The 18089-nt window shown below is 71.6% G+C and carries 17 protein-coding genes; 4 read left to right on the forward strand and 13 right to left on the reverse strand.

What is annotated here, in order from left to right; genetic code table 11:
- Positions 1-43: 43 nt before the first annotated feature.
- The 3 genes from JIX56_RS47675 to pdhA are packed head-to-tail and all read right to left on the reverse strand — an operon-like array spanning position 44 to position 3566.
- Positions 44-1429: a dihydrolipoamide acetyltransferase family protein gene (locus tag JIX56_RS47675; RefSeq protein ID WP_306819874.1), complete on the reverse strand. Its 1386-nt coding sequence runs from the start codon at positions 1427-1429 to the stop codon at positions 44-46.
- Complete coding sequence (locus tag JIX56_RS23210; RefSeq protein ID WP_257543170.1) at positions 1429-2433, reverse strand: alpha-ketoacid dehydrogenase subunit beta; 1005 nt, start codon at positions 2431-2433, stop codon at positions 1429-1431. The genes JIX56_RS47675 and JIX56_RS23210 overlap by 1 nt, the downstream gene beginning before the upstream one ends.
- Entirely contained in the window at positions 2430-3566 is a 1137-nt protein-coding gene (pdhA, locus tag JIX56_RS23215) for a pyruvate dehydrogenase (acetyl-transferring) E1 component subunit alpha (protein WP_257543172.1), read from the reverse strand. Before pdhA ends, JIX56_RS23210 begins: the two co-directional genes overlap by 4 nt.
- Before the next feature lie 190 nt (positions 3567-3756).
- Between pdhA and JIX56_RS23220 the strand changes: the two genes are divergently transcribed.
- Positions 3757-4242 carry an Lrp/AsnC family transcriptional regulator gene (locus JIX56_RS23220; RefSeq protein ID WP_257551051.1) on the forward strand — a complete coding sequence of 162 codons (486 nt, stop codon included), beginning with the start codon at positions 3757-3759 and terminating at the stop codon, positions 4240-4242.
- Positions 4243-4270: 28 nt separating this feature from the next.
- On the opposite strand, the gene JIX56_RS23225 is transcribed toward JIX56_RS23220, so the two are convergent.
- The 3 genes from JIX56_RS23225 to JIX56_RS23235 form a co-directional block, all read right to left on the reverse strand.
- On the reverse strand, positions 4271-4510 hold the full coding sequence (locus JIX56_RS23225; protein ID WP_257543174.1) for a hypothetical protein: 240 nt from the start codon (positions 4508-4510) through the stop codon (positions 4271-4273).
- 176 nt (positions 4511-4686) lie between these two features.
- Complete coding sequence (locus JIX56_RS23230) at positions 4687-5277, reverse strand: TetR/AcrR family transcriptional regulator (protein WP_257543176.1); 591 nt, start codon at positions 5275-5277, stop codon at positions 4687-4689.
- Positions 5274-6791, reverse strand: a complete 1518-nt coding sequence (locus tag JIX56_RS23235) for a 3-hydroxyacyl-CoA dehydrogenase (protein ID WP_257543177.1) — start codon at positions 6789-6791, stop codon at positions 5274-5276. The genes JIX56_RS23230 and JIX56_RS23235 overlap by 4 nt, the downstream gene beginning before the upstream one ends.
- A 147-nt stretch (positions 6792-6938) precedes the next feature.
- On the opposite strand from JIX56_RS23235, the gene paaN reads away from it, so the two are divergent.
- A complete protein-coding gene (gene paaN, locus JIX56_RS23240; RefSeq protein WP_257543178.1) occupies positions 6939-8645 on the forward strand; it encodes a phenylacetic acid degradation protein PaaN in 1707 nt (568 codons plus the stop codon).
- Between the two features lie 92 nt (positions 8646-8737).
- On the opposite strand, the gene JIX56_RS23245 is transcribed toward paaN, so the two are convergent.
- Genes JIX56_RS23245 through JIX56_RS23255 form a run of 3 tightly spaced genes read right to left on the reverse strand, consistent with a single transcriptional unit; the run spans position 8738 to position 11756 of the window.
- On the reverse strand, positions 8738-9562 hold the full coding sequence (locus JIX56_RS23245; protein ID WP_257543180.1) for a TrmH family RNA methyltransferase: 825 nt from the start codon (positions 9560-9562) through the stop codon (positions 8738-8740).
- Positions 9559-10815: an HTTM domain-containing protein gene (locus JIX56_RS23250; RefSeq protein ID WP_257551053.1), complete on the reverse strand. Its 1257-nt coding sequence runs from the start codon at positions 10813-10815 to the stop codon at positions 9559-9561. The genes JIX56_RS23245 and JIX56_RS23250 overlap by 4 nt, the downstream gene beginning before the upstream one ends.
- A gap of 41 nt (positions 10816-10856) precedes the next feature.
- Positions 10857-11756, reverse strand: a complete 900-nt coding sequence (locus JIX56_RS23255; RefSeq protein WP_257543182.1) for a DUF5819 family protein — start codon at positions 11754-11756, stop codon at positions 10857-10859.
- 463 nt (positions 11757-12219) lie between these two features.
- On the opposite strand from JIX56_RS23255, the gene JIX56_RS23260 reads away from it, so the two are divergent.
- Positions 12220-13419, forward strand: coding sequence for an acyl-CoA dehydrogenase family protein (locus JIX56_RS23260; RefSeq protein ID WP_257543184.1), 1200 nt, complete (start codon positions 12220-12222; stop codon positions 13417-13419).
- A gap of 106 nt (positions 13420-13525) precedes the next feature.
- Here the strand turns inward: JIX56_RS23260 and JIX56_RS23265 are convergent, their stop codons facing one another.
- From JIX56_RS23265 to JIX56_RS23280, 4 genes are all read right to left on the reverse strand, one after another.
- Entirely contained in the window at positions 13526-13855 is a 330-nt protein-coding gene (locus JIX56_RS23265; RefSeq protein ID WP_257551055.1) for a rhodanese-like domain-containing protein, read from the reverse strand.
- Between the two features lie 105 nt (positions 13856-13960).
- Positions 13961-14914 (reverse strand): J domain-containing protein, encoded by a 954-nt coding sequence (locus JIX56_RS23270; protein WP_257543186.1) that lies wholly within the window; start codon positions 14912-14914, stop codon positions 13961-13963.
- Between the two features lie 221 nt (positions 14915-15135).
- Positions 15136-16620 carry a DUF2252 domain-containing protein gene (locus JIX56_RS23275; protein WP_257543188.1) on the reverse strand — a complete coding sequence of 495 codons (1485 nt, stop codon included), beginning with the start codon at positions 16618-16620 and terminating at the stop codon, positions 15136-15138.
- Between the two features lie 220 nt (positions 16621-16840).
- Positions 16841-17215: a winged helix-turn-helix transcriptional regulator gene (locus JIX56_RS23280; RefSeq protein ID WP_257543190.1), complete on the reverse strand. Its 375-nt coding sequence runs from the start codon at positions 17213-17215 to the stop codon at positions 16841-16843.
- 100 nt (positions 17216-17315) lie between these two features.
- On the opposite strand from JIX56_RS23280, the gene JIX56_RS23285 reads away from it, so the two are divergent.
- On the forward strand, positions 17316-17969 hold the full coding sequence (locus JIX56_RS23285) for an FMN-dependent NADH-azoreductase (protein WP_257543192.1): 654 nt from the start codon (positions 17316-17318) through the stop codon (positions 17967-17969).
- Positions 17970-18089 lie beyond the last annotated feature (120 nt).

An 18089-nucleotide genomic window follows, 5' to 3' on the forward strand; every position in this document is an offset into this window, starting at 1 on the left:
CGCGATCGGTGCCGACGGGCGAGCCAGTCGTCGAAGCCGGTGATCAGAGCGTGCGCAGCAGCACCGCCGGCTGTTCGACGCAGTCCGCCACGTACCGCAGGAAGCCGCCTGCCGTGCCTCCGTCGCACACCCGGTGGTCGAAGGTGAGCGAGAGCTGGACGACCTTCCGTACCGCCAGCTCGCCCTCGTGCACCCAGGGCTTGGGGACGATGCGGCCGACGCCGAGCATCGCGGCCTCGGGGTGGTTGATGATCGGCGTGGAGCCGTCGACGCCGAAGACGCCGTAATTGTTCAACGTGAACGTCCCGCCGGTCAGCTGGCCGGGCGTCAGCGTCCCCGTCCGCGCCGCCTCGGTCAGCCGGGCGAACTCGGCACTGAGCGACTCCGCGTCCCGGGTGTGCGCGTCCCGTACGACGGGCACGACCAGCCCCCGTTCGGTCTGCGCGGCGAACCCGAGGTGCACCTGGTCGAGCCGTACGACCTCGCGGGCCTCCATGTCGACCGTCGAGTTGAGCTCCGGGAAGCGGGTCAGCGCGGCGGTGCAGATCCGGGCGAGCAGCGCGAGGAGGGAGATCTTGGGGCCGCCTGCCGCGTTCATGGCCGTACGGGCGTTCATCAGTTCCGTCGCGTCGGCGTCCACCCAGCAGGTGGCGTCGGGGATCTCGCGTCGGCTGCGGGAGAGCTTGTCGGCGACGGCACCGCGGATGCCGCGGAGGGGGAGGCGCGTGCCGGAGGGGGTCTCAGCGGGCGCGGGGTGCGCGACGGGCGCGGCGACGGGCTGCGCGGTCACGGCCTGCGGTGCCTGCACCGAGGCCGTGGCGGTCCGCAGCGCGTGCTCCACGTCCGCCCGGAGGATCAGCCCGTCGGGGCCCGAGCCGTGCAACGTCCGCAGGTCCAGGCCGTTCTCGCGGGCGAGTCGGCGGACGAGCGGGGAGATGACCGGCACGGGTCCGTCCGGTCGCTCGGGGGCGGCGGCCTGCACTGATCCGTCCGACCGCCCGGGGCGGGCGACCGACGCGGCCGCGGTCTCGACGGCGGTGGGCTGTGCCGCGGGTGTCTCAGGCGCCGCGGACCGGACGGGCTCCCCCGGCCGTACCCGCCTGCGCCGCGCGGGAGGCGCTCCCGTGCCGTATCCGACCAGCACGTTGCCGGAGCCCTCGTCGGCGGTGACGCCGGAGGCGGGCGCGCCCACGGCCACGGTCAACAGCGGCGCGCCGACGGGCAGTTCCGTGCCCTCCTCGCCGAAGCGGGCGGTGACGACGCCGCCGTAGGGGCAGGGGACCTCGACCATCGCCTTGGCCGTCTCGACCTCGACGACCGGCTGGTCGATCGCGACGACGTCCCCGACCTGGACCAGCCAGCGGACGATCTCGGCCTCGGTGAGCCCTTCGCCGAGGTCGGGCAGCTTGAACTCCAGCACGTGAGCCATCAGTTCTCCGCCTCCCACTGCAGGCGTCCCACAGCGTCCAGGATGCGGTCGACGCCGGGCAGATGGTGGCGCTCCAGCATCGGCGGCGGGTAGGGGATGTCGAATCCGGCGACGCGCAGCACGGGCGCCTCCAGGTGGTGGAAGCAGCGTTCGGTGACGCGGGCCGCGATCTCGCCGCCCGGGCCGCCGTAGGAGCCGGACTCGTGGACGACGACCGCGCGTCCGGTCCGCCGTACCGACGCGGCGACCGTCTCGTCGTCGAAGGGCACCAGGGAGCGCAGGTCGACGACTTCGAGGTCCCAGCCCTCGGCCGTGGCCGCCTCGGCGGCCTCCAGGCAGACGGGCACGGACGGGCCGTAGGTGAGGAGGGTGGCGCTGCGGCCGGCGCGGCGCACGACCGCGCGGCCGATCGGCTCGACGGTCTGGGGTTCCTCGGGGTTCCAGGAGTCCTTCGACCAGTACAGGCGCTTCGGTTCCAGGAAGACGACCGGGTCGTCGGAGGCGATGGCGGCGCGCAGCAGCCCGTAGGCGTCGGCGACGGTGGCGGGCGTGACGACATGGAGCCCCGGAGTCGCCATGTAGTACGCCTCGGAGGAGTCGCTGTGGTGCTCGACGCCGCCGATACCGCCGCCGTACGGGACGCGGATGGTGATCGGCAGCGGCATCGTCCCGCGCGTGCGGTTGCGCATGCGGGCGACATGGCTGATGAGCTGCTCGAAGGCCGGGTAGGCGAAGGCGTCGAACTGCATCTCGACGACCGGCCTGAGCCCGTACATGGCCATGCCGACGGCCGTGCCGAGGATGCCCGCCTCGGCGAGCGGGGTGTCGGTGACCCGGTCCTCGCCGAACTCCTGGGCGAGCCCGTCGGTGACCCGGAAGACACCGCCGAGGGTGCCGACGTCCTCGCCCATGACGTGCACGGTGGGGTCGGCGGTCATGGCGTCGCGGAGGGCGCGGGTGAGCGCCTGCGCCATGGTGGCGGGCTTGAGCGCGACGGTGGTCATCGGTGCGCCCCTTCTCGCTCCGCCGCCAGCTCGGCCCTGAGCAGTGCCTCCTGCTCGCGCAGTTGGGGGGTGGGCTCGGCGTACACGTGGGCGAAGAGGTCCATGGGGTCGAGCACCGGGTCCTGGTTCATGCGCTCGCGCAGATCGGCGGCCATGGTCTCGGCGGCGTCGCGGGCGGCCCGGATGCCGTCCTCGTCGAGGAGTCCGCGTTCGGTCAGCTCGTGCTCCAGGAGCGCGATCGGGTCGTGCGCGCGCCAGGTCTCGACCTCGGCGTCGCCGCGGTAGCGGGTCGCGTCGTCGGCGTTGGTGTGGGCGTCGATGCGGTAGGTCACCGCCTCGACCAGCGTGGGACCGCCGCCCGCGCGCGCGTGGGCCACGGCTTCGGCGAGGACCTGGTGCACGGCGGCGGCGTCGTTGCCGTCGACCAGACGGCCCGGCATCCCGTAGCCGACGGCCTTGTGGGCCAGCGACGGGGCGGCGGTCTGCTTGGCGAGCGGGACGGAGATCGCGAAGCCGTTGTTCTGGACGAGGAAGACGACCGGGGCCTGCCAGACGGCGGCGAAGTTGAGCGCCTCGTGGAAGTCGCCCTCGCTGGTGCCGCCGTCGCCGACCAGGGCGAGCGCGACCACGTCGTCGCCCTTGAGGCGGGCGGCGTGCGCGAGGCCCACGGCGTGCGGGAGCTGGGTGGCGAGCGGGGTGCACAGGGGGGCGACGCGGTGCTCGTGCGGGTCGTAGCCGGTGTGCCAGTCGCCGCGCAGCAGCGTGAGCGCCTGCACGGGGTCCAGGCCACGGGCGACGGCGGCGAGCGTGTCGCGGTAGCTCGGGAAGAGCCAGTCGCGCTCCTGGAGGACGAGCGCGGCGGCGACCTCGCAGGCCTCCTGGCCGGTGCTGGAGGGGTAGACGGCGAGCCTGCCCTGCTTCGTCAGGGCCGTGGCCTGCGCGTTGTACCGGCGGCCGCGCACCAGCTCTGCGTAGAGCCGGCGCAGCAGCGCGGGGTCGGCGTCGGCGGCCGCGTCGGTGCCGAGCACGCGGTGCGGCAGCGCGTCGGGCAGCAGTGGCGCGGGGTCCGTGCGGGGCTGCCAGGTGGGCGGCGGTGTCGGGTGGTACGCGCCCCGCTGCTCCATGACCGTCATACGGCACCTCCTCGTCGGAGTGGCTTCCGGGACGCGGCACGGCTGTGACGCGTCTCACCTACCGATTGTTCGGTCGTTGACGCATTTTGGCTACAGGCACCCTCAGGCTGTGGACAAACGGTTCTGCACAGCCTGCAATGAACGCAGTACGTCCATGGTAGGAAGGCGGGGGCACATGGCACCTGAACAAATGGCCGAGCTGCCGGAGCACGGCCCGGCCCTGCCGCCCCCTCGACCGCTGGACGCCATAGATCAGGACATCCTGCGCATGCTCCAGGCCGACGGCCGCGCCTCGATACGGTCCGTCGCCGAACGCGTCCACGTCTCCCGCGCCAACGCCTACGCCCGTATCAACCGCCTCATCGAGGACGGCGTGATCCGCGGCTTCGGGGCGCGCGTGAACCACGAGCGCGCAGGAAAGGGCACGTCCGCCTACGTCACCCTCAAGATCGTGCAGAACTCCTGGCGCACGGTCCGCGAGCAGCTGCGCCAGCTGTCCGGCGCCGCCCACATCGCGCTGGTGGGCGGCGACTACGACGTCCTGCTCCTGGTGCACACCTCGGACAACCGGGCCCTGCGCGAGGTCGTCCTCACCAAGCTCCAGGCCATCCCGGAGGTGCTCAGCACGCGGACGCTGCTGGTGTTCGAGGAGGAGGACGTGGAACCGGAGGGGTGAGCCCGTGGGGGAGGCGGGTCGGTCGGTCCTAGTTCATCGCCAGGTCGAGTATCGCGATGAACACAAACGGGGAAAGGGCACCGCACAATGCGACGCCGGCGGCGATCGCGCGCGGTACGCGGTAGGCCCGGCTACGCGGCAGGAGCCAGGCGAGCGCCAACAGGCCGACCGCCGCCCAATAGACCGGACTTGCGGGGAGGTTGGTGGCGCCCTCTCCCATCCAGATGAACTCCAGCACGAGGAGCGGCAGCCCGGGGATCGTGGCCACGAGAGGGGCTTTCCACCAGGTCAGGTGAGGAACAGGGCGTCGCACGGTGTCCTGAGTCATGGGCCCATCTCACCGGCACCGAATCGCCCGGGCATCGGGCGGCGTACTCAGTCGTCCACGCGCGCGTACTCATGCGTTGCCCTAAGAGTGCCCCTCAGCACTCCTCACAGTGACCGTCAATGCTCCTTGCGAAGCCCCCCGAAGACCATCTGCACGACCGCGTCGGACACTTCCCGCTCGCCCATGCCCCGCCCGTCCGGCCGGTACCACTCCACGATCGAGTTGATCATCCCGAAGACGAGCCGGGTCGCGAGCCGCACCTCCACGTCACCGCGTACGTCGCCGTCGGCGGCCGCGGCCTTCAGCAGCTCGGCGACCTGGTGGTCGAAGTCGCGGCGCCGCTCCAGGGCCCGGCGCTCGGTGTCGGTGTTGCCGCGCACACGCAGCAGCAGCGTCACGTACGGCAGTTCGGCGATGAGCACCTCGACCATGCGCCGGACGACGTGCTCCAGCCGCTCCACCGCACGCCCCACGCGCGCGGGTTCCTCGTCGAGGATCCCGAAGAGACCGTCCAGCGCCCGGCTGACGGCCCGGCGCAGCAGCTCCTCCTTGCCCGTGACGTGGTGGTATATCGACGACTTGGAGATTCCGGCCGCCTTGGAGAGGTGCTCCATGGAGGTGCCGTCGTAGCCGCGCTCGTTGAAGACCCGGACGGCGACGGAGAGCAGGCTCTCCGGGGTGTACGTGTCGCGCTTGGCGGTGGTCATGAGGAGGTGCCCTCCCGCTTGTCGGAGGCGTAGGCGTGGCGGTACAGCGCGAGGGACGGCGCGTAGCGCCCGGAGGGGTCGCGCAGGTGCAGGTCGTCAAGGAGGGCGTACGCCCAGTTGCGGCCCAGCCTGCGGCTCCATTCGAAGGGCCCGAGCGGGTAGTTGACGCCCAGGCGCATCGCCGTGTCGATGTCCTCCTCGGTGGCCACGCCCTTGGCCACGGCGTCGTGCGCGAGGTCGATGATCCGGGCCACCGTACGGGCGACGATCATGCCGGGGGCGTCCCCGATGACGCTGACGTCCTTGCCGAGCGCCTGGAAGAGCCCGGTGGCCTCGGCGAGGGTCTGCTGGGAGGTGTCCTGGGAGGCGGACAGGGCGATCCGGGTGGCCCTGCGGTAGTCGAGCGCGAGGTCGAAGTAGACGACGTCCCGGAACTCCACCGAGGTCTGCCCGTCGGCGAGGGCCAGCTGGCCGCCGCCCGGCAGGACGATCCGGGTGCCGTGGTCCTCCTCGTCCTCACGGACGGCGATGCCCGCCTCCCGGATCAGCGTGAGCAGTTCGGAGGCCGGGCCCAGGTCACCCTCGGCGACGACGTACGCGGGCGCCGGGACCGGCTCGGCGGTGTGCGGCTCGGGGCGCTCGGCGTCGTCCGCGTACTCGTACCAGCCCTGTCCCGTCTTGCGGCCGAGCCGGCCGGACTCCACGAGCCGCCGCTGGGCCAGCGAGGGCGTGAAGCGCACGTCCTGGAAGAAGGCCTGCCACACGGAGTGGGTGACGGACTCGTTGACGTCCTGCCCGATGAGGTCGGTCAGTTCGAACGCGCCCATCCTGAACCCGCCGCACTCGCGCAGGATCGCGTCGATGGTGACCGGCTCGGCGGCATGCGCCTCGTACACCGCGAAAGCCTCGGCGTAGAACGGCCGTGCGATGCGGTTGACGATGAAGCCGGGGGTGTCCGCGCAGGCGACCGGCGTCTTGCCCCAGGCGCGGGCCATCTCGTACGCGCGCGTGGCCGACGTGACGTCGGTGGCGAACCCGGAGACGACCTCGACGAGGGGCAGCAGCGGTGCCGGGTTGAAGAAGTGCAGGCCCACGAAACGCCCGGGGTTGCGCAGGGCGCCGCCGATGGCCGTGACGGACAGCGAAGAGGTGTTGGTGGCGAGCAGACAGTCCTCGTCGACGACGTCCTCCAGCGCGCGGAACAGCTCCTGCTTGACGTCCAGCCGCTCCAGGACCGCCTCGACGACCAGGGCACAGTCCGCGAGGTCGGCGAGGCTCTCCGCGGCGTGCAGCCGGGCGCGCGCCGCGTCCCGGTCGGCGCCGCTCAGACGGTCCTTCGAGACGAGCCGGTCGAGCCGCGCGCCGATCGCCTCGGCCGCCTCCCGGGCACGGCCGGGCACGGCATCGAACAGTCGTACGGGATGGCCCGCTACCAGCGCGACCTGGGCGATGCCCTGGCCCATGGTGCCGGTGCCGACGACGGCCACGGGGCTGCTGAGGTCGAGTGCTGTCATGTGCGTGATCCTCCCGCACGGGGTTGTCCACAGATGAGGCGGACCCCCTTGTCCCGACCGATCGTTCGGTTACTCTAACTCTGTCCGCCTGTTCCTGCCCAGGTCAGAGCTCGAAGAAGAGCCCCTGACGTGAGGAGTTGGTCACGCATGGCCGCCGAACTGTCCGCGCACACCCTCATCGCCAAGCACCGGCCCACCCTCGACCAGGCACTGGAGGCGATCCGCACACGCGCGTACTGGTCCCCCCACCCCGAGCACCCCAAGGCGTACGGCGAGAACGGCAGCCTGGGCATGGCCGAGGGCAAGGCCGCCTTCGACGCCCTCCTCGGCACGCGCCTCGACCTCGGCCAGCCCGGCACCGACGACTGGGTCGGCGGCGAGATCTCCCCGTACGGCATCGAACTGGGCGTCACCTACCCGCACGCCGACATCGACACGCTGCTGCCCGCCATGAAGACCGGCCGGCGCGCGTGGCGCGACGCGGGCGCTGAGGCGCGCGCGGCGGTGTGCCTGGAGATCCTCAAGCGGATCAGCGACCGCACCCACGAGTTCGCCCACGCGGTCATGCACACCAGCGGCCAGGCCTTCATGATGGCCTTCCAGGCCGGCGGCCCGCACGCCCAGGACCGCGGCCTGGAGGCCGTGGCGTACGCGTACGCGGAGCAGGTCCGCACCCCCGACAACGCCGAGTGGACCAAGCCCCAGGGCAAGCGCGACCCACTCGCGCTCACCAAGCGGTTCAAGCCCGTCCCACGCGGCATCGCCCTGGTCATCGGCTGCAACACCTTCCCGACGTGGAACGGCTACCCGGGCCTGTTCGCCTCCCTCGCCACCGGCAACGCGGTCCTCGTCAAGCCCCACCCGCGCGCGGTCCTGCCGCTCGCCCTCACCGTCCAGGTCGCCCGCGAGGTCCTCGCCGAGGCCGGCTTCGACCCCAACCTGGTCGCGCTGGCCGCCGAACGCCCCGGCGAAGGCATCGCCAAGGACCTGGCCACCCGCCCCGAGATCCGCATCATCGACTACACCGGATCGACGTCCTTCGGCGACTGGCTGGAGGCCAACGCCCGCCAGGCGGAGGTCTACACGGAGAAGGCCGGCGTCAACACGGTGCTCGTCGACTCCACCGACAACTACAAGGGCATGCTCTCCAACCTGGCCTTCTCCCTGTCCCTGTACAGCGGCCAGATGTGCACCACCCCGCAGAACCTGCTGATCCCCCGCGACGGCATCACCACCGACGAGGGCCCCAAGTCCTACGACGAGGTCGTCACCGACCTCGCCGAGTCGGTCGGCGGCCTGCTGGGCGACGACGCCCGCGCGAACGCCCTGCTCGGCGCGATCGTGAACCCCGACGTCAAGGCCCGCCTCGACGCCGCCGCTTCACTCGGCGAAGTCGCCCTCGCCTCACGGGAGATCAGCAACCCCGAGTTCCCGGACGCGGTCGTCCGTACGCCGGTGATCGTGAAGCTCGACGGCGCACGGAAGTACTGGGAGCGGACCGACGACGAGGCCGCCTACATGAGCGAGTGCTTCGGGCCGGTGTCGTTCGCCGTCGCCGTCGACTCGGTCACGGACGCCGTGGAATTGCTGCGCCGGACCATCAGCGACAAGGGCGCGATGACCGTCGGCGCGTACACCACCTCCGGTGAGGTGGCCGAGGCCGTCGAGGAGGCCTGCCTGGAGGAGTGCGCGCAGTTGTCGCTGAACCTCACGGGTGGGGTGTATGTGAACCAGACTGCGGCGTTCTCCGACTTCCATGGGTCCGGTGGGAACCCGGCAGCCAACGCGGCGTTGTGCGACGGGGCGTTCGTGGCCAATCGGTTCCGTGTGGTGGAAGTTCGGCGCGAGGCGTAGGGGGTTACTTGGGACGTGGGGCGGCTGCGGGCCTGCTGTGACTGGTCGCGCAGTTCCCCGCGCCCCTTGAGGGGGGCTCCGGCCAGGCACGCTCAGAAGGCACCGGAACTCCAGTGGTACAGCGTCATCGCCACGCTCGTCGCCAGGTTGTAGCTGGACACCTGGGGGCGCATCGGGAGGGACAGCAAGTGGTCGGCCCGGGCGCGGAGTTCCGTGGAGAGGCCACTGCGTTCGGAGCCGAAGGCCAGGACGGCGTCGTCCGGGAGCTTCATGCCCCGGATGTCGTCGCCCTCGGGGTCGAGCGCGAAGAGCGGGCCCGGGGGCAGCTCCGCCACCTCCAGGCGCTCCACGGCCGTCGCGAAGTGCAGGCCCGCCCCGCCGCGCACGACCGTGGGATGCCAGGGGTCCAAGGTGCCCGTGGTGACCACCCCGGTCGCGCCGAAACCGGCGGCCAGCCGGATCACGGCCCCCGCGTTGCCCAGGTTCCGCGGGTTGTCGAGGACGACTATGGGGGCCGTGCGCGGGGTGTGGGCAAGGGCCGCCAGGTTGGTCGCGCGCGAGCGGCGTACGGCCAGGGCGGCGACCGCGGTGGGGTGCGGACGCGGCACAAGGCCGCGGTACGTCTCCTCCGGGACCTCCCGAAGGAGGTGCGCGAGCCGGTCCCGTACGTCCGGTGCCAGATCGTCGGCGAGGGCCAGCGCCGCCGTGCGGTCGGCGGTGACCGCCACCGGGACCTCGGCGCCGAAGCGCACGGCGTGCTTGAGGGCGTGGAAGCCGTCGAGCAGGACGGAGGTGCCGGCGAGGCGGCGCCAGGTCCGTAGGGGGTCGTCCGTCGGGTGGTCCGACGGGCGGTCGTCCGATCCGGTCACCGGGCCGCCCGCCGGGTCGTCCACTGGTCCGCTCACCGGATCGTTCATGCAGTGAAGCCTACGTGCGCCTGCTCGGTCGGCCCCTTCTCCCGCGGGAGCGGTGGCTGCTGCGGCTCGCTCGGGCCCGGCAGCTTACGGCCACGCCCCGGCAGCACACGCCGTACGACGCGGTCACGCCCGCGGGTCACGAGGCCGCCCAGGCGCTTCAGGAAGGGCGTCGGCAGGAAGACGGCGTCAGCGGCGATCATCGCGAGCGAGAAGAACGGCAGGCCCAGCACCACGGCGATCACGGCGTGCTCGGTCATCATGACCGCCAGCAGGACGTTCTTGACGCGCCGGTTGAACAGTGTGAACGGGAAGGCGACCTGCACGATCACCGTCCCGTACGTCACCAGCATCACCATCGTGCCGCTGGACGACATCAGGTCGGAGAGCGCGGCCCAGGGCGAGAAGTAGTCCAGGTGGAACGGGTAGTACGCGGCCGTGCCGTCCTGCCAGCGCGAGCCCTGGACCTTGTACCAGCCGGCGGCCGCGTAGATCAGACACGCCTCGGCCATGATCACGACCAGCGCGGCGTTGTGCACGAGATTGCCGACGATGTCGAGCAGCACACGCGGCTTGACGTCCGACTGGACGCGGCCGACGGCCCACCACAGGCCGTGCACCGCCCACAGCCCCCAGAAGAACGTCAGCCAGCCACCGAACAGGCCGCCGGGAACCAGACCGCCGAACGTCGCCACCAGCAGCGCGAACCCGAGCACGCACCACAGGGCCGGGCCGACCCGGTCCTCCGGCGCGCTGCCGTCCCTCTCCAGGCGCTCGCGCTTGCGCCGTGCGCGCCGTGCGTCCAGCGACCAGACCTGGGCGCAGCGGACGAACACGAGGTAGATCGCCATGAGGTGGAGGACGTTGTCGCCGCCGTCACCCATGAAGACGCTGCGGTTCTGCAGCGAGAGAACCCCGACCATGAAGAGCACACTCGCGGCACGGGTGCGCCAGCCGAGCAGCAGCAGAAAAGTCGACAGGATGGCGACGGCATAGACGATCTCGAACCACACCATGCTGTCGGACCACATCAGCACCGTGAAGGCGTCGTTGTTCGCGATCAGCTGCTGGGCCAGGTCCCAGCTCCAGGGCCCGTCGGGGCCGTACAGCTCGCGGCGGTGCGGGAACTCGCGCAGCAGGAACAGCAGCCAGGTCGCGGAGAAGCCGATACGGATGATCGCGCTCTGGTACGGCCCCAGCGCGCGATCCGTGACCCGGGTGATCCCGTTGCCTATCGCGGAGGCGAGACGCCCCATGGGGCGCACCGGAGTGACCGGGTTGATCGGGCTCATGGAGCTCATTCGGCGCTCGCCTCCGTCCGACCCGTGACGGCCGGGCCGGCGCCGTCCGCGTTGGCGGCGGCGTCCGTCCGGTCGTTGTCGGTCACCGACCACCAGGGCAGCTCTCGGACGACGGGCTTGTCGGACACCTTTTCCTCGCTCCACTCGGGCGACGGCACATTGGTGGTACGGGACCGGAGCTGGATCCGCTCGATCACACCGCCAGGGCCGCCGGCCTGCTCGCGGTCGAGGCGCATCACCACGATGCGGCGCACATAGCGCTCGGAAAGGCCTCCGCGTGAGCTCGTGGCGCGGTGCTCGCCGTCATGCGTGGCGACGTAGAAGTCCCAGGCCCGGCGCAGCTCGTTCTGCTGGGTGTGGCTCGGCGCCGGATTGCGGTCGATCGCGGCGCCGTCCAACGCCGACAGGTCGTACCAGCCGGTCTCGCGCACCTCGCCGTCCGCGGTGCGGACCTCGGCGCGGGCCTGCACCGAGATGTTCTGCTGCAACGGGTTCGGCGCGAACAGCTTCCAGTTCTGCTCGAACTCCGGGTACACCCACTCGTCCACCGCCCGGCCATGCTGCTTCGTCAGCGTGTTCGAGGGCGTGATGTGCAGAAACACCATCCCGAGATGCGCACACGCCGCCACCCCCACAACCGCGAGCACCAACGCCACGACGATCTGGTACGGGAGAGTGAGCGCGGCGATACCGGTGGCCCGCTGTGCCGGTTCGGGTATGTGCTCCCGCTGCGGTCGCGGCTCCGCGGGGGTGTCCGAGGCTGGAGCCTGCTCGCCGGAACCTTCGCCGACGGAACCTTCGCCGGCGGAAGCCTCATCGGTGGGGCTCGCGGAGGCGGAGCACTCTGGCTCGTCCGGCCCCCGCCGCGCGTTCGAGCCCTCGTCGTGCGCGTCCATTCCGCCCCGCTCCCCGATTCCCACTGTCCGGTCCACTTCCTCACCGGAACTTACTCAGCCGCGTTCCTCCGGCACAGCCCCGATGGCCACAGCAGTCACATCGTCACACCGCTCACACGGCACCCACGAGGTTATCCACAGCGGGGGACACCTTACGGCGCGGTGGTCCACCATGGGGGTGCGCCGACCGAGCAGACCGAACGATCGGTAGGCAAACGTGCCGGGTGTAGCGGCTGGGCAGGCGTAGAAGTCGATGCCTCCGGACCCGGTGACACCACCCCCCGGATCATGACCAACAGGGGGAAGCCATGCCGGGCCCGAAGACCGGAGGTCCCATTACGGAGCCACGAAGAAGGTAACGGGGGGTGGGGCCCCGAACCTCAGCCACGCCGCGCCATTCCCTTCTTCTAGAACCTGTTCTATCTTGACGCCCCGTCATCCCCGACACGGAAGGGGCGGGACCGTGGACTTCACCTTCACCGAGGAGCAGCAGGCGGCGGCCGAGGCGGCGAGGGCGGTGTTCGCCGGGGTCGCGCCGGACGGGGTGCCGAGCCCGTCGCTCGTGCCGGGGGCCGTGGCCGACGACTTCGACCGGGCACTGTGGGCGAAGCTCGCCGACGCGGACCTGCTCAGCCTGCTGCTGGACCCCTCGTACGGGGGGTCGGGACTCGATGCGATCGCGCTGTGCCTGGTGCTGCGCGAGTCGGCGAAGGTGCTGGCCAGGGGGCCGTTGCTGGAGAGCACCGCGGCCGCGGTGGCCGTACAGGCGTACGGGAGCGAGGAGTTGAAGGCGGAACTGCTCGCGCGCATCGGCCGAGGCGAAGTCGTCCTGACCGTGGCCGCGCACGGCCGCACCGGCCACGACCCGGCCGAACTCGCCGTGACCGCACGGCGGGAGGGCGACGGCGTCTGGGTCCTGGACGGCATACAGACGGCGGTGCCATGGGCGCACAACGCGGACTTCGTCGTCGTACCCGCGACGGTCGCACCGGAGTCGCCCGCGCCCGGTGTGTCCGCCGGTGGATCCGAGCAGGACGCGGCCGCTGTCGCCGACGGCCGGGTCGTGCTCGCGCTCGTTCCCCGTGTCCATGAGGGGGTGGCGCTCGCCGAGCAGGTGTCCACCGCCGGTGAACGGCTGGCCGAGCTGCGGCTGGAGTCGGCACGGATCGCCGCGCGGAACGTCCTCGACGCGGAGGGCGCGTGGGAGCGGCTACGGCAGCTGCTGACTACCGGCACGTGCGCGCTGGCGCTCGGGCTGGGCGAGAGCGTACTGGGTATGACCAGCGAATACGCCGGCAAACGGGAGCAGTTCGGGTTCCCGATCGCCTCGTTCCAAGCCGTCGCCGTACAGGCCGCCGACCGCTTCATCGACCTGCGCGCGATGGAGGCGACGCTGTGGCAGGCCGCCTGGCGGATCAGTTCCGGGGCGGGGGGTTCGCTACCCGCGGCGGGGGATGTCGCCGTGGCCAAGATCTGGGCCTCGGAGGGGGTACGACGGGTCGTGCAGACCGCACAACATCTGCACGGGGGCTTCGGCGCCGACGTCGACTATCCCCTGCACCGCTACCACGCCTGGGCCAAGCACCTCGAACTGTCTCTCGGCCCCGCAGCGGCCCACGAGGAGGCACTGGGAGACCTGCTGGCGGCACACCCGCTGGGCTGAGCGCCGCGCACGCCGGTGCTCGGGGCGCGCACGACCTGTCCGCGCGCCCCGGTCCGGCGGGTCCCGGCGTACGTTCACAGATTCCAGCCGGTCCCGGCGTGGCCTTCTAGAGAACGAACCCCGCCCCGCCCTTGTCGTCGACCACCGGACGGCCGGCGGCTGCCCAGACCTGCATGCCGCCGTCCACGTTCACGGCGTCGATGCCCTGCTGGACGAGGTACATGGCGACCTGCGCCGAGCGCCCGCCCGAGCGGCAGATCACATGAACCCTGCCATCCTGCGGTGCCGCCTCGGTGAACTCGCCGTAGCGCGCCACGAACTCGCTGATGGGGATGTGCAGTGCCCCTTCGGCATGACCCGCCTGCCACTCGTCGTCCTCTCGGACGTCCAGCAGAAAGTCGCTGTCCTTGAGGTCCGCGACCTCGACCGTGGGCACACCAGCTCCGAAATGCATGCGTACGACGCTACCCGACCGGACAGCCGACGGGCGGAGCCCACGGCAGTCCGGCCGAGGCGAGGCAGACCTCCGTACTACTCCCCACTACTCCCCGTCCTCGCCGAGAAGCCCCGCCAGCTCCGCCTCACGCTGTTCGACCTCCGCCAGCAACTGGTCGGCGATCTCCTCGAGGAGGCGGTCGGGGTCGTCCGGGGCGAGGCGGAGCATCGAGCCGATGGCCCCCTCCTCCAGCTCGCGGGCGACGAGGGCGAGGAGTTCCTTGCGCTGGGCGAGCCATTCGAGGCGGGCGTACAGCTCCTCGGCGCGGCTCGGCCTGCGCTCCTCCGGTACGGGCCCCGCCGCCCACTCCTCGGACAGCTCCCGCAGCAGTACCTCGTCACCACGGCCGTACGCGGCGTTGACGCGGGATATGAACTCGTCCCGCCGCTCCCGCTCCTTGTCGTCAGGCGCCAGGTCGGGGTGGGCCTTGCGGACCAGCTCGCGGTAGAGCCTGCGGGCCTCGTCGCTCGGGCGCACCCGCTCCGGGGGGCGTACGGGCTGGTCGGTGAGCATGGCGGCGGCCTCGGGGAACAGGCCTTCCGAGTCCATCCAGCCGTGGAACAGCTCCTCCACGCCCGGCATGGGCATGACCCGGGCCCGGGCCTCCTGCGCCTTGCGCAGGTCTTCGGGGTCGCCGGTGCGCGCCGCCTTGGCCTCGGCGATCCGGGCGTCCAGTTCATCGAGCTGGGCGTACATGGGGCCGAGCTTCTGGTGGTGCAGCCGGGAGAAGTTCTCCACCTCGACCCGGAAGGTCTCCACGGCGATCTCATACTCGATCAGTGCCTGCTCGGCCGCCCGTACGGCCTGCTCCAGCCGCTCCTCGGGACGCTCCGGCCCCGCGCTCTCAGCGGATGCCGCATCGTCAGCGGACACGTCACCTGTGGCTGACGCTTCACCTTCGGCTGACGCCGTGCCCTCGGCAGGCTCCGCGCCCCCGACGGGAGCTGCGGGCTCGGTGGGGCTCTCGGACGGTGTCTGCTCGGCTTCCGGGGTCGTCACCCGCCCCAGCCTAGGCCACGGCCCCGAGCCCCACCGAAAGCCACCGGGGACCTGGGACGGAGCGAGATCCCCCGCGCCCGCACCCGGCCGCACCGCCGACGCAGTCGATTGCACAGCCGGTGCATCCGCACGCACCCCACCCGCGCGGAACGCCCTGTCCGCTCAAGCACCCACCGACCTGGGCGCCCCCATCGACCCGGGCACCCCCGTCAGCCCGCCTCTCAGACCCCCATCTCCGCCGCGATCCGCCCCGCCCGCACCGCCTCCACCAGATCCGCGTGGTCCGCTTCCGTGCGGTCCGCGTAGGTCGTGGCGAACGTGGCTATGGCCTCGTCGAGTTCGTCGCTCTTGCCGCAGTAGCCGGCGATGAGGCGAGGGTCGGCGCTGTGGGCGTGGGCGCGGGCGAGGAGGGCGCCGGTCATGCGGCCGTAGTCGTCGATCTGGTCGGCGGCCAGGGCCGCGGGGTCGACGCTGCCCTTGCGGTTGCGGAACTGGCGCACCTGGAAGGGGAGTCCGTCGACCGTGGTCCAGCCCAGCAGTATGTCGCTGACGACCTGCATGCGCTTCTGGCCGAGGACCACACGGCGTCCCTCGTGGTCCACCCCCGGCACGTCGAAGCCGACGGTCGCCAGGTGCGGTTCGAGCACCGAAGCGCGGGCCTCCTTCACCTGGAGGACGAGGGGTTCGCCGCGGTGGTCCAGGAGCAGGACGACGTACGAGCGGGTGCCGACGCTGCCGGTGCCGACCACGCGGAACGCCACGTCGTGCACGGCGTATCGGGCGAGCAGCGGGTGGCGGTCCTCGGAGAGCGTGGTCAGGTACTGCGCGAGGGAGGTGGCCACCGCCGCGGCCTCCTCGTCGTCGACCCGGCGCAGCACCGGCGGGGCGTCCACGAAGCGGCGGCCGCCGCCCTCCACCGGCTGGGTCGCCTTGGCCGCGAAACGGCCGCTCGTGTTGGCGCGTGCCTTCTCCGAGACCCGATCCAGCGTGCCCAGCAGATCATGGGCGTCGGTGTGGGAGACCAGTTCCTCGTCCGCGATGGCGTTCCACGCGTCGAGTGCCGGGAGCTTGGCGAGGAGCCGCATCGTGCGCCGGTAGGCGCCCGTCGCGTCGTACGCCGCCTTGCGGCACATGTCCTCGTCGGCGCCCGCCTGACGGCCGGCGAGCACCAACGAGGCGGCGAGGCGCTTGAGGTCCCACTCCCAGGGGCCGTGCACGGTCTCGTCGAAGTCGTTGAGGTCGATGACCAGGCCGCCGCGGGCGTCCCCGTACAGGCCGAAGTTGGCCGCGTGGGCGTCGCCGCAGATCTGGGTGCCGATGCCGGTCATGGGCGTACGCGCGAGATCGTGGGCCATGAGGCCGGCCGAGCCGCGCAGGAACGCGAAGGGGGTGGCCGCCATGCGTCCGACCCGTATCGGGGTGAGGCCGGGGATCCGGCCGCGGTTGGACTCCTCCACGGCGGCCACCGCGTCCGGCCGGTCGGTGGTGAGCACGAGGTCCGCGTGCGCGCTGCGGGGCACCCGCGTGCGCAACGCCTTGCCCTCGTCCTTGGGTGACCCCTGCGAGGGCCACCGGGCGAACCCCGGCACCCCCGGCACGCGCGCGCCGCCAGACCGCGCCCCCGTCGCCTCCGCCTCGGTTCCCCGGGATTCCGCCGATACCGCTTCGGCCACCGGCCCCGCCGTCGTCGTACCGGCCTCCGTCACACCGACCGCCTCCCCCGCACCCGTCCACGCACGAACATCAACTTGTGACGACGTTACAGCCGGTCGCCGAAACGCGTCAGACCCTGTGGACAACTCCTCGTCCCGACCGTCCACACCTGTGGAAAACCAGGTCGGCGCCCAACTGACCCGCCCAGGGCACTGCTGACCCGACCAGCTCGCCGACGAGCCGGTCCCCGCGCCGCGCCACTGCCGCGCCGCGCTACTCCCGCGCCGCCCCCGCGCACGGCCAGCTCTGCGGCAGATGGGCCGTGGCCCAGTTCTTGAGTTCCAGCATCGCCGGTTCCAGCGCGGCCCCGGCCTCGGTGAGCCGGTAGATGACGCGCAGGGGTGGGCCCTCGTCGACCTCGCGCACCACCAGGCCGGCCGCGCCGAGTTCGGTGAGCCGGTCGGAGAGCATGCGCTCGCTGATGCCGGGGATCGCCCTGCGCAGGTCGACGAAGTGGGCGGGGTGCGGCATGAGTACAGCCACGATCAGGCCCGTCCAGCGCTTCCCGAGCAGAGCGAACACCCGGGTGATGCCGTCGTCGACCTGCTGGCACGGTCCGGCGCCATGGATGTCCTGCTGCTCCGCCATGGCTTCAGGGTACTGGCCCTCCGTACGGGGATGAAAAAAAGTAAGTGACTGTGTTATCCATAGTCGAGTACAAAAACGAAGCGACCTTTTTGGAGTCTCCATGGCCACCCTCCTGCACCTGGACTCGTCCGTGTTCCCCACCGGCGCCTCGACGTCGCGCGCGGTGACGGAGACCTTCCGCAAGGCCTGGGAGGCACAGCACCCGGACGGCACGGTGATCTATCGCGACCTGCACGCCGATCCCGTGCCGCACATCAGCGCCGACGCGCACACCGCCGGCTTCGCCGACCCTGCCACGCACACCGCCGAGCAGGCCGCAGCCTTCGCCGAGCGCGAGAAGCTCATCGCGGAGCTGGAGCAGGCGGACGCGATCCTGATCGGCGCGCCCATGTACAACTTCTCGATCCCCTCGACCCTCAAGGCGTGGCTGGACAACGTGGTCCTCATCGGCCGCACCGCCATGAACGAGGACTCGAAGACGAAGGGCACCCCGGTCACGGTCGTCGCCAGCCGCGGCGGCTCCTACGCGCCGGGAACGCCGCGCGAGCCGCTGGAGTACGTGCAGAACTACCTGACGGCGATCCTCTCCGAAGCCCTCGGCCTGGAGGTCGAGTTCATCGTCCCGGAGCTCACGATGGCCCCGCACAACCCCGCGATGAGCGAGCTGATCCCGCTCTCGGAGGCCTCCCGCGCCAAGGCTCTCGACGACGCGGTCGTCATGGCCAAGAGGCTGGCGGAGCGCCTCGCCGCATAGGTCCACCAGGGAAAGCGAAGGGCGGCCGCCCCACCGAAGGAGCAGCCGCCCGTGCCGTCAGGCCGCCGTGTCCGCGTACATTGCCTCACTCGCCGTATGCGCTGTATGTGCCGTCAGGCC

Source organism: Streptomyces sp. CA-210063 (genome assembly GCF_024612015.1).
Classification (GTDB): domain Bacteria; phylum Actinomycetota; class Actinomycetes; order Streptomycetales; family Streptomycetaceae; genus Streptomyces.